Source organism: Serratia sp. 25CWL12 (assembly GCF_055790885.1).
The window spans coordinates 2,057,111-2,071,838 of record NZ_CM147698.1 but is presented as its reverse complement, the minus strand read 5'-3'; the positions used below and the strand labels follow the sequence as shown (position 1 = coordinate 2,071,838).

Annotated in this window: 15 protein-coding genes; 9 read left to right on the top strand and 6 right to left on the bottom strand. The window is 48.1% G+C overall.

The window, feature by feature from the left end; genetic code table 11:
• The first annotated feature begins 49 nt into the window (after nt 1-49).
• From tsaB to rnd, 4 genes are all read left to right on the top strand, one after another.
• Nucleotides 50-748: a tRNA (adenosine(37)-N6)-threonylcarbamoyltransferase complex dimerization subunit type 1 TsaB gene (gene tsaB / locus ACX9GV_RS09035; RefSeq protein ID WP_473197806.1), complete on the top strand. Its 699-nt coding sequence runs from the start codon at nt 50-52 to the stop codon at nt 746-748.
• Nucleotides 749-853: 105 nt separating this feature from the next.
• Nucleotides 854-1,432 (top strand): Slp family lipoprotein, encoded by a 579-nt coding sequence (locus ACX9GV_RS09030; RefSeq protein WP_473197805.1) that lies wholly within the window; start codon nt 854-856, stop codon nt 1,430-1,432.
• A 143-nt stretch (nt 1,433-1,575) separates the two neighbouring features.
• Nucleotides 1,576-3,264 (top strand): long-chain-fatty-acid--CoA ligase FadD, encoded by a 1,689-nt coding sequence (gene fadD, locus ACX9GV_RS09025; protein ID WP_473197804.1) that lies wholly within the window; start codon nt 1,576-1,578, stop codon nt 3,262-3,264.
• A gap of 87 nt (nt 3,265-3,351) precedes the next feature.
• Nucleotides 3,352-4,473, top strand: coding sequence for a ribonuclease D (gene rnd, locus ACX9GV_RS09020; protein ID WP_473197803.1), 1,122 nt, complete (start codon nt 3,352-3,354; stop codon nt 4,471-4,473).
• Nucleotides 4,474-4,582: 109 nt separating this feature from the next.
• Here rnd and minE read toward each other — a convergent pair whose 3' ends face one another.
• The 3 genes from minE to minC are packed head-to-tail and all read right to left on the bottom strand — an operon-like array spanning nt 4,583 to nt 6,386.
• Complete coding sequence (gene minE / locus ACX9GV_RS09015; protein WP_023490830.1) at nt 4,583-4,852, bottom strand: cell division topological specificity factor MinE; 270 nt, start codon at nt 4,850-4,852, stop codon at nt 4,583-4,585.
• Nucleotides 4,853-4,855: 3 nt separating this feature from the next.
• Entirely contained in the window at nt 4,856-5,668 is an 813-nt protein-coding gene (gene minD, locus ACX9GV_RS09010; RefSeq protein WP_023490831.1) for a septum site-determining protein MinD, read from the bottom strand.
• Between the two features lie 25 nt (nt 5,669-5,693).
• Entirely contained in the window at nt 5,694-6,386 is a 693-nt protein-coding gene (gene minC, locus ACX9GV_RS09005) for a septum site-determining protein MinC (protein ID WP_473197802.1), read from the bottom strand.
• A gap of 136 nt (nt 6,387-6,522) precedes the next feature.
• Here minC and ACX9GV_RS09000 point away from each other — a divergent pair, with 136 nt between their 5' ends.
• From ACX9GV_RS09000 to ACX9GV_RS08990, 3 genes are all read left to right on the top strand, one after another.
• Nucleotides 6,523-6,795, top strand: a complete 273-nt coding sequence (locus tag ACX9GV_RS09000; protein WP_023490833.1) for a YcgL domain-containing protein — start codon at nt 6,523-6,525, stop codon at nt 6,793-6,795.
• A 99-nt stretch (nt 6,796-6,894) separates the two neighbouring features.
• Complete coding sequence (locus ACX9GV_RS08995; protein ID WP_473197801.1) at nt 6,895-7,551, top strand: fumarylacetoacetate hydrolase family protein; 657 nt, start codon at nt 6,895-6,897, stop codon at nt 7,549-7,551.
• 166 nt (nt 7,552-7,717) lie between these two features.
• Nucleotides 7,718-8,164 carry a YcgN family cysteine cluster protein gene (locus ACX9GV_RS08990; protein ID WP_473197800.1) on the top strand — a complete coding sequence of 149 codons (447 nt, stop codon included), beginning with the start codon at nt 7,718-7,720 and terminating at the stop codon, nt 8,162-8,164.
• 131 nt (nt 8,165-8,295) lie between these two features.
• Here ACX9GV_RS08990 and dsbB read toward each other — a convergent pair whose 3' ends face one another.
• Both dsbB and nhaB read right to left on the bottom strand, forming a co-directional pair.
• The gene (gene dsbB, locus ACX9GV_RS08985; protein ID WP_037386030.1) at nt 8,296-8,832 is read right to left on the bottom strand and encodes a disulfide bond formation protein DsbB; all 537 of its coding nucleotides are present in this window, start codon (nt 8,830-8,832) and stop codon (nt 8,296-8,298) included.
• 188 nt (nt 8,833-9,020) lie between these two features.
• On the bottom strand, nt 9,021-10,604 hold the full coding sequence (gene nhaB, locus ACX9GV_RS08980; protein ID WP_473197799.1) for a sodium/proton antiporter NhaB: 1,584 nt from the start codon (nt 10,602-10,604) through the stop codon (nt 9,021-9,023).
• 256 nt (nt 10,605-10,860) lie between these two features.
• Between nhaB and fadR the strand changes: the two genes are divergently transcribed.
• Nucleotides 10,861-11,583, top strand: coding sequence for a fatty acid metabolism transcriptional regulator FadR (gene fadR / locus ACX9GV_RS08975; RefSeq protein ID WP_023490147.1), 723 nt, complete (start codon nt 10,861-10,863; stop codon nt 11,581-11,583).
• Between the two features lie 63 nt (nt 11,584-11,646).
• Here the strand turns inward: fadR and ACX9GV_RS08970 are convergent, their stop codons facing one another.
• The gene (locus ACX9GV_RS08970; RefSeq protein WP_473197798.1) at nt 11,647-13,182 is read right to left on the bottom strand and encodes a SpoVR family protein; all 1,536 of its coding nucleotides are present in this window, start codon (nt 13,180-13,182) and stop codon (nt 11,647-11,649) included.
• Nucleotides 13,183-13,467: 285 nt separating this feature from the next.
• Here ACX9GV_RS08970 and ACX9GV_RS08965 point away from each other — a divergent pair, with 285 nt between their 5' ends.
• A complete protein-coding gene (locus tag ACX9GV_RS08965) occupies nt 13,468-14,727 on the top strand; it encodes a D-amino acid dehydrogenase (protein WP_473197797.1) in 1,260 nt (419 codons plus the stop codon).
• The last annotated feature ends 1 nt before the right edge of the window (nt 14,728 follow it).

Below are 14,728 nucleotides of genomic sequence, written 5' to 3'. Positions count from 1 at the left end.
TGCGCGCCTTATAGATGAAATTACTGATTTTTCCTGCCTGGGGTCTGGCATGTCTACGCGAATTTTAGCGATCGATACGGCGACGGAAGCATGTTCTGTTGCTATCTGGGATCATGGCGAAACTCACGCCTTGTTTGAACTCTGTGCGCGGGAACATACCCAGCGTATTTTGCCCATGGTCCAACAACTACTGGCTAGCTGCGGATTAACACTTTCTCAACTCGATGCACTCGCTTTTGGCCGTGGCCCGGGGAGCTTCACCGGGGTACGTATCGGTATTGGTATTGCCCAAGGGTTGGCGCTGGGAGCTGATCTGCCGATGCTAGGCATCTCCACATTGCAAACGCTGGCGCAAGGGGCTTGGCGGATGACGGGGTCGCAACGTGTTTTAGCTGCCATTGACGCGCGTATGGGCGAAGTGTATTGGGGAGCGTTTGAACGTCAGCAAGAGGGTGGCTGGTTGGAAAGTGAAGGGGAGGCAGTCCTTTCCCCTCCACAAGTGTTAGAACGTGCGCAACGTTTACAGGGAGCTTGGTCTCATGCAGGAACTGGCTGGGAAGCTTATCCTGATCTGGTTGCTGGCACATTACTGACTCTTTCTGATGGTAAGACGCTGTTACCGCAGGCTGAGGATATGCTGCCTTTGGCACTAATGGCTTGGCAGCAGGGGTTGGCGGTTCCGGTAGAACAGAGCGAGCCCACTTATCTGCGTAATGAAGTGACCTGGAAGAAACTACCTGGCCGTTAATCGCCTATGATTACTGTATAAGCGTTGGGATAGATGAGCATTGGGATAGCAGTAACCCATGTCACAGCCGTTTGAATGGTGGCGGGTATAACAGGAGGCTATGGGATGTTAACACCTATTTTAAATAAAAAAGGCGTCATGCTGGTCATCTCTAGCAGCCTGTTGCTGCTTTCTGGATGTGTCACTATTCCTGATGCGATTAAAGGAACCTCACCAACGCCGGTTGAAAGACTGATTGTGGTGCAAAATGCGCCGAAACAGTTCACCGGTGCTGAAGCCCGCTTTGGTGGTACGGTGGTCGGGGTAGCGAATGAACCTGGGCGTACCGTGCTGGAAATAGCCACAGTGCCGTTAGATGCAGGGGCTCGTCCAGTGCTAGGTGAACCCTCTCAAGGTCGGGTATTGGCCGCCATTAACGGTTTCCTTGAACCTGTGGATTTCAAGGGGCAACTCGTGACGGTGGTTGGGCCCATCACCGGTGTGCTGGAGGGGAAAATTGGCATGACGCCATACCGCTTTGTGACCATGAATGCGAGCGGTTTCAAGCGTTGGCATGTTACCCAGCAAATTGTCATGCCACCACAACCGATGGATCCATGGGGTTGGCATCATCGTCCGTGGGGACCTGGCAATGGTTGGTACTCTCCAGGCCCAGCTCAGGTTCAGACTGTGGTGACAGAGTAAGGCGTTGCCAGTAATTAGTGATATATATCGCAACCTGTATATTGTTTGAAACGTGAGTCAGTGGGCTGAGTTAAAATATCGTTAATGTTTGTGGCGTTTTTTGTGGCCACGATAACAGCTTGTAATGATTTTAGAGGTGACCCTTGGAAAAAGTCTGGCTAAAACGCTACCCAGCAGATGTTCCGGCAGAAATTGATGCTGACCAGTACACATCATTGATCGAATTGTTCGAAAATTCAGCCTCGCGCTTTGCGGATCAACCTGCATTTATCAACATGGGGGAGGTGATGACCTTCCGCAAGTTGGAAGAGCGTAGTCGGGCGTTTGCCGCCTATCTGCAAAATGAGTTAAAGCTGCAAAAAGGTGACCGTGTTGCGTTGATGATGCCTAATTTGCTGCAATATCCGATTGCCATGTTCGGTATCTTGCGTGCCGGGATGGTAGTGGTCAATGTTAACCCACTCTATACACCACGCGAATTGGAACACCAGTTAAATGACAGTGGTGCCAGAGCGATTGTTGTTGCCTCTAACTTTGCTCATACCCTAGAACGGGTGGTGTTCAACACGCAGGTAAAACATGTGATTCTGACGCGCATGGGGGATCAGCTTTCTGGTGCGAAAGGAACATTGGTTAACTTTATTATCAAATATATCAAACGGTTGGTTCCAAAATACGACTTGCCTGATGCGATTTCATTTCGTCGCGTTTTGCAACAAGGCCGCCGCATGCAATATGTGAAGCCAGATGTTATCAATAGTGATTTGGCTTTCCTGCAATATACCGGTGGCACCACCGGGGTTGCTAAAGGTGCCATGCTGACTCATCGCAATATGCAGGCCAACCTGGCACAGGCGAAGGGGGCCTATGCCCCGGTGCTACATGAAGGGCAAGAGTTGGTGGTGACGGCGTTGCCTCTTTATCACATTTTTGCGCTGACCATAAACTGCCTGCTGTTTATCGAACTGGGTGGTAGAAGCCTGTTGATCACTAACCCGCGTGATATTCCTGGCTTGGTAAAAGAGTTGGGAAAATATCCATTTAGTGCCATAGCCGGGGTCAATACACTGTTTAATGCACTGCTTAACAATGAGGATTTCCAAAAATTGGATTTCTCTTCGTTAAGGCTTTCTGTCGGCGGTGGTATGGCGGTGCAGAAAGCGGTGGCGGATAGATGGGAGAAACTGACGGGTAAGCATCTGTTGGAAGGGTACGGATTGACGGAGTGTTCCCCTCTGGTATCAGGTAATCCACATGATTTAACGCACTACAGTGGCAGTATTGGCCTGCCGGTTCCTTCAACGGAGATTCGCCTGGTGGATGATCAAGGTCATGAGGTGGCGCCTGGTGAACCGGGTGAGCTTTGGATTAAAGGGCCACAAGTTATGTTAGGTTATTGGCAGCGGCCAGAAGCTACCGCAGAAGTATTACGCGATGGTTGGTTAGCAACCGGTGATATTGTTACCGTGGATGGTGAAGGTTTTATCCGTATTATTGATCGTAAGAAGGATATGATCCTGGTATCGGGATTTAACGTTTATCCGAATGAAATTGAAGAGGTTGTCAGTCAGCATCCGAAAGTGTTGGAGTGTGCAGCGATTGGTGTTCCAAATGGCGTATCAGGTGAGCAGGTCAAGGTTTGTGTGGTGAAGAAAGACCAGACACTCACTAAAGAGGAGTTATTGATCCATTGTCGCCGCCACCTTACCGGCTATAAAGTGCCCAAAATTGTTGAATTTCGCGACGAATTGCCGAAATCAAACGTGGGTAAAATTTTGCGGCGAGAATTACGAGATGAACAGAAAAAGCTGAATACGGAAGATGCTGCCTAGGCGAATTGTTATCGCAAGTTATCAACCAGGCCGGTGAATACCGGCTTTGTTGCGTTTGAACCTTAAAATGACCAAGAGAATGATGTTTTGAATTATCAGTTGATCACTACCGATGCTGGCTTGCAGCAGATCTGCGAGCAGGCAAGAAATTATGCTCAGGTGGCACTCGATACGGAGTTTGTCCGCACACGCACCTATTATCCACAGTTAGGCTTGATTCAATTATATGATGGTGAGCAACTTTCTTTGATCGATCCACTGCCAATCACGCAGTGGCAACCATTTATTGATTTACTGACAGATTGTGCGGTAGTGAAATTTTTACATGCAGGTAGTGAAGATCTTGAGGTTTTTTTGAACGCATTCAAGACACTACCGAGCCCGATGGTGGATACGCAGATCCTGGCGGCATTCGGTGGCCATACACTTTCATGTGGTTTTGCCAAACTCGTCGCGGAATATATGCATGTTGAGCTAGATAAGAGCGAATCTCGTACCGACTGGATAGCACGACCATTGACTGAGCGCCAGTGCAGTTATGCTGCGGCGGATGTGCTTTACTTGCTGCCCATGGCGAAACAATTGGTGCAGGAAACTGAAACCGCAGGGTGGACTGCCGCCGCCGCCGATGAGTGTCTGTTACTTTGCCAGCGTCGTAGTGAAACGTTACGCCCTGAACTGGCGTATCGTGAAATTACTAATGCCTGGCAGTTAACTCCACGTCAATTAGGCTGTTTGCAGCTATTAGCTGCCTGGCGGCTACAGCAGGCACGTGAGCGTGATCTGGCTGTGAATTTCGTGGTGCGTGAAGAGAATCTGTGGGCAGTGGCGCGTTATATGCCTGGCTCATTGGGTGAACTTGATGCGTTAGGCCTGAGTGGGCAAGAGATCCGCTACCATGGTAACACCTTACTGGCCTTGGTGGCGCAGGCTAATGCCCTTGATGAGTCTGACTTGCCTGAACCCTTGCTTAACCTGATTGATCAACCAGGCTATAAGCGAGTGTTTAAAGAAATAAAAGCGGTGATTACGGCAGTCAGTGAACAGAGTGGTTTAAGTGCAGAATTGCTAGCTTCACGGCGGCAGATCAATCAATTGCTGAACTGGCATTGGAAATTAAAAGAGAATGATACACAACCAGAGTTAATCAGTGGTTGGCGTGGAGCCTTATTGACAGCACCACTACAAGCTATTTTGCAGGGTAGCTAGCGCTGACTTGTGGGGGCAATTGGCTATTTGAGTCTCGGCTAGTTGACCTAAATTGGTTCTGACCATGATTGCCCCCTGATAGAAGATTCAGGGGGCTAATAGAGAGCGATCATTTAGTGGACTCTTCCGATTCCGGCAGTGTCACATTAAGTTCAAGCACTGAAATATCGTCGCCTTTATGTTCGAATTGTACATGTAACATTTCAGGGTCAATTTGAACATATTTACAAATTACAGCCAAGATATCGCGTTTCAAATCAGGTAGATAGCGTGGTTCACTATCTCCGCGACGACGTTCTGCGACGATAATCTGCAACCGCTCCTTGGCTACGCTGGCTGTCGATTTTTTGCGGGACAGAAAGAAGTCTAACAAAGCCATGATTTATCCCCCAAAAAGGCGTTTCAGGAAGCCCTTTTTCTCTTCTTCGATGAAGCGGAATGGACGCTCTTCGCCTAACAGGCGATAAACAGTATCGTCATAGGCCTTACCGGCATCCGACTCTTTATCCAGAATAACAGGTTCCCCTTGGTTGGACGCGCGCAATACGGATTGATCTTCCGGGATCACACCGACCAGCGGAATACGCAGAATTTCCAGCACATCTTCCATGCTCAACATATCGCCACGGTTAACACGCCCTGCATTGTAGCGAGTCAACAGCAGATGTTCCTTGATAGGCTCTTCGCCTTTTTCGGCACGGCGTGACTTTGAGGCTAAAATGCCTAGAATGCGGTCAGAGTCACGAACGGAAGAGACCTCAGGGTTAGTGGTAATAATGGCTTCATCAGCGAAATAGAGCGCCATTAATGCGCCAGTTTCGATCCCTGCAGGAGAGTCACAGACGATAAATTCAAAACCCATCTCGTCGAGATCATTGAGTACCTTCTCAACACCTTCGTAAGTAAGCGCGTCTTTATCACGCGTCTGCGAAGCGGGCAGAATATGCAGATTTTCGGTACGTTTGTCTTTGATTAACGCCTGGTTCAGTGTGGCATCACCCTGAATAACGTTAACAAAATCATAAACTACCCGGCGTTCACATCCCATGATGAGGTCAAGGTTACGCAGGCCGATATCAAAATCGATCACGACAGTCTTCTTGCCTTTTTGGGCTAAGCCGGTAGCAATGGCTGCACTTGATGTGGTCTTGCCAACGCCCCCTTTACCCGAGGTAACAACAATAACGCGTGCCATGAAAAGTATTCCTTGTCAAAAGGGCTTAATTTAAAGGTTGTATGGTTAATGTATTATTCAATAGGCTGAGGCGTACCGCCTGGCCGAAAAAATCAACCGGTATCTGGTCGCTCACCCAATATTGCCCTGCAATAGAGACTAGCTCAGCACTCAGGGAGGTGCAAAAAATCTGACATTGTGGATCGCCAGAGGCACCAGCCAATGCCCGCCCGCGTAGCGAGCCATAGATATGAATATTGCCATCGGCGATCAATTCAGCGCCAGCACTGACATTGTTGGTGATGATTAAATCGCTGTTACGTGCATAAATTTGTTGGCCTGAACGCACTGGCGTATTGATGATGCGCGTTTTAGCAGGGGCATTATCCGGTATAACAGGAGCGGCTGGGGCGGGTGGAGCGGCTTTCTGTGCTTTCCCCTCGTTGAGCATGGGTAAACCTGCGCGGGCAAAAGCGCGTTTTTGCTGCTCATCTTTGCATCCGCTGATGCCAACCACACGCAACCCCGCAGAAGTGAAAGCCTGCTGCAGCTGTTTCCAGTTTGCGTCACTGTCCAGTGCAGCAACATTGATGACAACAGGGGCATTTTTGAGAAAAGCGGGCGCCTGGTTTACTTTCTCTTGCAGTGCCTGACGAATTACCTCGGGGTCCGAATGATGCAAATGAACAACCGATAGGGTAAAACTGCTGCCTTTTAGCTCAATTGGCGATTGTGACATCTATCCTGACTCAGTTTCAGCAACGTTAAATCCCCTGAATACCACTCGGGGTACGATATTCCGACGTATCATAAACATGTTATAGTCAGAGTTATATCCAGGCAAGCCGCAGTCTCAATTAAATAGAGTTTTAAAAATGCATTGTGTGATCTATAGAAGCCCTAAACGTGATCAAACTTACCTTTATGTTGAAAAAAAAGACGATTTTTCTCGTGTGCCCGAAGAACTGCTGAAAAGTTTTGGTATACCGCAGTTATCGATGATGCTTTCATTGAATGAGCGTAAAAAATTGGCCTCGGCGGATATCGAAAAAGTGAAAGAGGCACTAAAAGAGCAAGGGTTTTATCTGCAAGTCCCGCCGCCGGTAGAAAATTTAATGAATCAGCATTGTTCATCCGGCAAGAAATAATCCACTGTTCAGCACATCACTATTCAATGATGTTGCAGTTGACTACAGCGTGAATGGCGAAGAGTATATAATTTTGGCATTGTGGTTGGGAGAAACGGAATGTATCAACATAGAGACTGGCAAGGTGCGTTGCTCGATTTTCCGGTAAGTAAGGTGGTGTGCGTCGGAAGCAATTATGCTGACCACATCAAGGAGATGGGCAATAAGGTATCCGCTGAGCCGGTATTATTTATTAAACCTGAAACTGCCTTGTGCGATATCCGTCAGCCGATAGCGATCCCTAAAGAGTTTGGGGAAGTGCATCATGAGGTTGAGTTAGCGGTGCTGATCGGTTCGCCGCTGAAGCAGGCCAATGAAGATCGTGTGTTTCGGGCTATAGCAGGGTACGGTGTCGCTCTCGACTTAACGTTGCGCGAATTACAAGCTGGGTTCAAAAAGGCGGGGCAACCTTGGGAGAAAGCGAAAGGGTTTGATGGTTCTTGCCCCATTTCAGGGTTTATTCCAGTGGCTGAATTTGGTGATCCGCAAAATGCGGAACTGACCTTGACGCTTAATGATCAATTGCGTCAGCAAGGAAACACCCGCGATATGATCACGCCGATTATACCGTTGATTGCCTATATGAGCCGTTTCTTCACGTTGCGCCCTGGCGATATCATTTTGACGGGTACCCCGCAGGGTGTAGGTCCGATGAGCGCTGGTGATACGTTGAAAATATCGCTTAATGGCAAATCACTCACTACGCGGGTTATCTAATTTCACACCAGCGTCTTGCGGCTTGCCAACACTATTTTACCCAAGCAGGCCGCCCATTGGTTTCTCAAGCGGGAGATATCTGGTAGCGTGCAGGCGTGTGGGTATGCTATATAGTGCCCATTGAAGCCTGCTGGCCGTTATTTCTCTATCTTCGGAAACCACCAATATGTCACAACCTCCTTTTTGGCAACAGAAAACGCTGGATGAAATGTCTGAAGCAGAGTGGGAGTCACTGTGTGATGGCTGTGGGCAATGTTGCTTGAATAAATTGATCGACGAAGATACCGATGAGATTTATTTCACCAATGTGGCCTGTGATCAGCTTAATATAAAATCCTGCCAGTGCCGTAACTATGAACAGCGCTTTGAACTGGAGGAAGATTGCATCAAGTTGACGCGTGAGAACCTCAAAAGTTTCGAGTGGTTGCCCCCCACCTGTGCCTACCGCCTGATTGGTGAAGGTCACACTTTACCAACTTGGCACCCGTTAATCAGTGGTTCAAAAGCAGCGATGCATGGCGAACGCATCTCTGTGCGCCATATTGCGGTGCGCGAGAGTGAAGTGGTGGACTGGCAGGATCACATTTTAAACAAACCTGGTTGGGCGAAGTAATTTGCTGACAGGCGTTAGCCAGGTTGCTTCGAGTTAGCGTTTAAATGGTGATGGCGTTCTTTCCATCACCAAAGTCCACTCATTTTTCATCCTTGAAATCAACCCCATCCCGAAAACCCCATCTCGAAAATTTAATAGGAACGTCCGAACAGATCACGCTTACGCGGGCGTACAAATTGGCTGATCAGTACCAGAATACCCACCAACAGGTAGGCGGCAAAGATGCCGATTAACCATTGCGGCATCTCCAATGACAGAAATTGCCATTGAAGTAACGAACAGTCACCCGATGCGTGGAATATGGCAGGAGCCCATTTATCCAAGGGGAGCCAGCTAGGGAAATTGACAAAAAAGTCACAGGTATTGAAGGGCGATGGGTGTAGTTGGATCATGGTATGTTTCCACGCCAACCGTAGACCTTCCCCGGCGCTATAGAGCCACAATAGGATAGCAAGATAGCGTAAGGCGCTTTTCGGTGCTATTGCGCCAATCAGTGACGCGGCCAGGATGCCAAACAGAGCAACGCGTTCGTAGATGCACATGACACAAGGTTGCAGCAACATAACGTGTTGGAAATAGAGTGCGGTTAACTCCAGTGCCAGTGCAGTGAGAGCCATCAAGATCCAAGCACCGCGCCCTTTGGAGCAGCGGTTAAAGAATTGCAACATATATACTCTTCCATGCAGTAAGCTATTGAACAGGGAGTGTAAACCAATTTTCCCCCGCTGCCAGCCACCAGCCACTGATTCAATGAAAAATTTTAGCCAGTAAAGGATTAATGGCGCCTCGTTTGCTGGTTTAGTATGCAATTGAGGCGTCGTCATTTAATCATGACTAATATTGTGGATACTATAACCTAATGTGCCGTTACTGAGGAGATGACGTTAAGTGACGGCGGGGATATCCAGTTCCATTGAGTTAGAGTTTCGGTCACGGGCGCTAAGGCATAGTGCACACATAATAAGCCAACCAGTGTCAGTACCAGCGTATAAGGTAACGCCATCCAGACCATACGCCCATAAGAGATACGTAGCAGTGGTGCCAGCGATGAGGTTAACAAAAACAGAAAGGCAGCTTGGCCATTAGGTGTGGCAACAGAAGGCAGATTGGTACCGGTGTTAATGGCGACGGCCAACATTTCGAACTGTTTGAGGGAAATAAGCCCCTGTTCTAGTGCGGCTCTAGCTTCATTGATATACACCGTTCCTACAAAAACGTTATCTGAAACGGAAGAGAGCAGGCCGTTGAACAGATAGAACAGGGAAATCTGCGTGCTTGGTGGGGCCTGAAGGACAAACTGGATCACCGGACTAAACAGTTGTTGCTCGATAATGATAGCCACGACAGTGAAAAAGACCGTCAGCAGGGCGGTGAAAGGCAAGGCTTCTTGAAACGCTTTGCCAATGTCATGTTCATCGGTGACGCCACAGAATGAAGTGACCAGAATAATAACCGACAGGCCAATCAAACCAACCTCGGCTAAGTGGAAAGCGAGAGCCACTACCAACCATACGCCAACCAATGCCTGTATCACTAGTTTGACTTTTTCTTGACGGTTACGCTTGGCGCTTGCTTTACGATCGAACTCTTTGAGTACTTCACGCACCGGTTCTGGTAGTTTGGTTCCGTAATTAAACAACCGAAAACGCTCAACCAAAAGACAAACCAGTAGCCCACAAACGAAGACTGGCAGCGTTACGGGGGTCATGTGTAGAAAGAATTCGATAAATCCCCAGCCTGCATTTTTGGCGATGATCAGGTTTTGCGGCTCCCCGACCATGGTCATTACGCCGCCGAGTGCGGTCCCTATGCCAGCATGCATCAGCAGGCTGCGCAAGAAACTGCGGAATTGTTCCATGATTTGCTGATGTTCAGGATTATCAATGAGGCTGTCATCAGCAATTTGCGAATTATTATCTGCTTGTTTAGCCACCACATTGTAATAGATAGCATAAAAACCGGTACCGACACTGATAACCACGGCTATCACCGTCAGAGCATCCAGAAAGGCGGAAAGGAAGGCAGCAGCACCACAGAAGGCGAGAGAAAGCAGCATTTTTGAGCGGATACTAAGCAATAGCTTGGTAAAAAGAAATAGCAGCAATTGCTTCATAAAATAGATGCCAGCGACCATGAATATCAGCAGCAGCAGCACTTCAAGATTATTGGCAATTTCCTCGCCGATATGTGCCGGGCTAGTCATGCCGATCAAGGTGGCCTCAATAGCCAATAATCCACCGGGTTGTAGTGGGTAGCATTTTAATGCCATCGCTAAGGTGAAGATAAACTGCACCACCAGCAACCAACCTGCCACGAAGGGACTGACCAGAAAAAAGACCAGCGGATTGAGCAGCAGAAAACTGATGATCACCCATTTATACCAGTCGGGAGAATCCCCGAGAAAATTTTTCATCAATGCGGAACGAATTGTTATAGTCATGTTATTTTGAGAAGCCTTAAAATGAGTGCGCACGAGGTTGAGCTTACCTAACTCAGTGTTTCAGGTAAATATATACCCGTCACCATTTAACGTATCTTGCCTTTCGTCTGCTTGCACAGCATCGAATAGAAGTGGTTTTTTGTCGGATTATGCACACTTTCGTTTATTGCCTTTTGCTCATACTATGTGATGGCATAGTGATCTGGTATGATCAGACGATTACAATTATTGATGATCATCGCCACGGACATTACACATGGTTATAAAGGCCCAGAGCCCTGCCGGTTTTGCGGAAGAATATCTTATTGAAAGTATTTGGAATAATCGTTTCCCGCCCGGCTCTATCTTGCCTGCAGAGCGTGAGCTTTCAGAATTGATTGGCGTTACGCGCACCACTTTACGTGAGGTATTACAGCGATTGGCCCGCGATGGCTGGTTGACCATTCAACATGGTAAGCCCACCAAAGTGAACAATTTTTGGGAAACTTCAGGTCTTAATATCTTAGAGACGCTGGCACGTCTTGATCATAATAGCGTGCCACAGTTGATTGATAATTTGCTGGCGGTACGTACCAATATCGCGTCTATTTTTATCCGCGCCGCTGTGCGCAACCATCCGGAGCAGGCGCTAGAAATATTAGCTAAAGCCACACAGGCTGATGAGCAGACTGATGCCTTCGATCAGCTTGATTATGAAGTATTTCGTGGCCTGGCGTTCGCCTCAGGTAATCCGATTTATGGCTTGATCATTAACGGCTTGAAAGGGCTCTATATCCGGGTTGGGCGCTATTATTTTTCAAATCCAGAAGCACGTCAGTTGGCACTCAGCTTTTACAATAAATTGTCGAGCCTGTGCCATGAGAAAATGTACGACCAAGTGATGGATTGTGTCCGTAATTACGGTAAAGAGAGTGGGGCTATCTGGCAGAGTATGCAAGGTACCATGCCAAGTGATCTGGCCGAAGCACATCGTAGATAGGTCTCCATGAGATTCAAGCTGCAGAGGAGCCCTGCAGCTTGAATGAACTGAAGCGGATTGAGGCTATAATTGCGTTGGCCTTGGTGGGCAACGGTCAAGCAACTCTATACTGCCATCTTCATTTTGTTGTTCCAGGATAATATCGAATCCCCACAATCGGTGCAGGTGTTTCATCACATCTTTGCGGCTTTTGTCTAATGGTGCTCTGTCTTGCGGAATATGACGTAATGTCAAAGAGCGATCACCGCGCAGGTCAACATTCCAGACTTGGATATTTGGCTCGTGATTACTGAGGTTATATTGTGCTGACAGCGCTTGGCGAATCGCACGGTAGCCTTCCTCGTTGTGGATCGCCGAAATTTCCAGATAATTGTTGTGATCGTCATCCAATACGCTAAATAGGCGGAAGTCGCGCATCAGCTTGGGTGACAGGAACTGGCTGATAAAACTCTCATCCTTAAAGTCACGCATGGCGAAATGTAAGGTATCCAGCCAGTCTTTGCCGGCAATATCCGGGAACCAGTAGCGATCCTCTTCCGTTGGTGATTGGCAGATACGCTTAATGTCCTGATACATGGCAAAGCCTAATGCATAAGGATTAATCCCATTATAATAGGGGCTATTGTAGGGCGGTTGATAGACCACGTTAGTATGGCTGTGTAAAAACTCCAGCATAAAGCGATCCGTTACCCGCCCTTCATCGTAGAGATGGTTCAGGATGGTGTAGTGCCAAAAGGTTGCCCAACCTTCATTCATGACCTGAGTCTGTTTTTGTGGATAGAAGTATTGGCTTACTTTACGCACAATGCGCAAAATTTCCCGTTGCCATGGCTCCAGTAACGGCGCATTTTTCTCCATAAAATAGAGAATATTTTCCTGTGGTTCACGGGGGAAACGCAATGCTTGCCCCGGCGATTCTTCACGCGCGATACGTGGCAAGGTTTTCCACAGAGAATTTACCTGGCTCTGCAGATACTCTTCACGCACTTTCTGGCGTGCTTTTTCTTCCACCAGTGAGATTTTTTGTGGTCGTTTATAGCGATCAACACCGTAGTTCATCAAGGCATGGCAGGAATCGAGCAGTTTTTCCACTTCTTCCACACCATAACGCTCCTCACACTGACTGATGTAATGGCGTGCAAACAACAGATAATCGACAATCGAACTGGCATCCGTCCAACTGCGGAACAGATAATTATTTTTGAAAAACGAGTTATGCCCATAGCAAGCATGCGCCATCACCAGAGCTTGCATGGTGATGGTGTTTTCTTCCATCAGATAAGCGATACAAGGGTTGGAATTGATAACGATCTCGTAGGCCAGGCCTTGCTGGCCATGCTTATAACGCTGCTCAGTTTCAATGAATTTTTTGCCGAATGACCAGTGCGTATAGTTAATCGGCATCCCGACGCTGGAATAGGCATCCATCATCTGTTCGGAGGTAATAACCTCGATCTGGTGTGGATAGGTGTCGAGCCGGTAATGCTTGGCGACACGATCAATCTGTTCCAGATAAACTCGCAGCAGGTCGAACGTCCAGTCCGGTCCATCGCTCAGACGTTTATCTGCCTTCACTTTTTTATGTGTCGAAGTAGTCATCAGCGCACCCTCGTTATTAACAGATCCCGCTCATTTGGCAGACCCTTTTACAATGATAGTCTAAGTTACAATAAATCGTTTGAAATCATCTGCGATTGATAAAAATGAGGTGATTTAGGTATTAGACTTATCCAAGTTGCTGCTGCTGTCACTTAAAGAGGGACTGAAACCACTTATTGTGAGTATTATCAATCTCGATGACTCATTTTACTGAGCTGGTTATTACTGAATTAATTTTTCACTATGGCTAGATCATGCTGGGTGAAAACCATGCAGGGGTGAGAGATGCGAGTGCTAATTTTAGGCAGTGGTGTGGTGGGGGTGAGTAGCGCTTGGTACTTGGCAAAAGCCGGTCATCAAGTGACGGTGATCGATCGTCAACCTGGGCCAGCACTTGAGACCAGTGCGGCTAATGCCGGGCAGATTTCCCCTGGCTATGCAGCTCCCTGGGCCGCACCGGGTGTGCCATTAAAGGCGATTAAATGGATGTTCCAGCGGCATGCTCCGTTGGCTATTCATCTTGATGGTAGTCGTTTTCAACTGCATTGGATGTGGCAGATGTTGAAAAATTGCGACATCAGCCACTATAAGACCAATAAAAGCCGCATGGTGCGGTTGGCGGAATATAGCCGTGATTGCCTTAAACTGCTGCGTCAGGAGACCGGGATCCAGTATGAAGGTCGTCAAAAAGGCACATTACAACTGTTCCGCTCTCAACAGCAGTTCGATAACGCCAGCAAAGATATCGCGGTGTTGGAAGAGGCTGGTGTTCCTTACCAGTTATTGTCTGCCAATCAATTGTCCACCGTTGAACCGGCATTGGCGCAGGTGGCTCACAAATTAGTGGGCGGCTTACAGTTGCCCAATGATGAAACGGGAGATTGCCAGCTGTTTACCCAGCGATTGGCAGAAATGGCAAAATTGGCGGGGGTTAATTTCCTTTTCAATCAAACAATTGATCGCTTATGCGTCGAGGGAGATAAAGTCATCGGGGTGCAATGTGGTCGTGAGCTGATAAAAGCAGATAGCTATGTCATGGCGTTAGGGGCTTATTCGACGACATTGCTGGGTGATTGGTTTCCGATACCGGTCTATCCTCTGAAGGGCTATTCGTTGACCATTCCGATTGCAGATGAAATGGCTGCACCCAGCTCAACCGTACTGGATGAAACCTATAAAATTGCCATTACGCGGTTTGACCAACGTATTCGTGTGGGAGGCATGGCGGAGATTGTCGGTTTTAATACCCAGTTAGAACAGAAACGACGAGCAACGTTGGAGATGGTGGTGCGTGACCTTTATCCTCATGGGGGGCGAATTGAGCAAGCCTCGTTCTGGACAGGTTTGCGGCCGATGACCCCTGATGGCACGCCGATCGTTGGCAAAACGCCCCTGAAAAATCTCTATCTGAATACCGGGCATGGTACCTTGGGCTGGACCATGGCTTGTGGTTCCGGGCAACTGCTGGCGGATCTGGTTTCTGGTATTACACCCGCGATAGCCTCTGACGATTTGGCGGTAGGGCGCTATACTAGCGCTGTTTAAG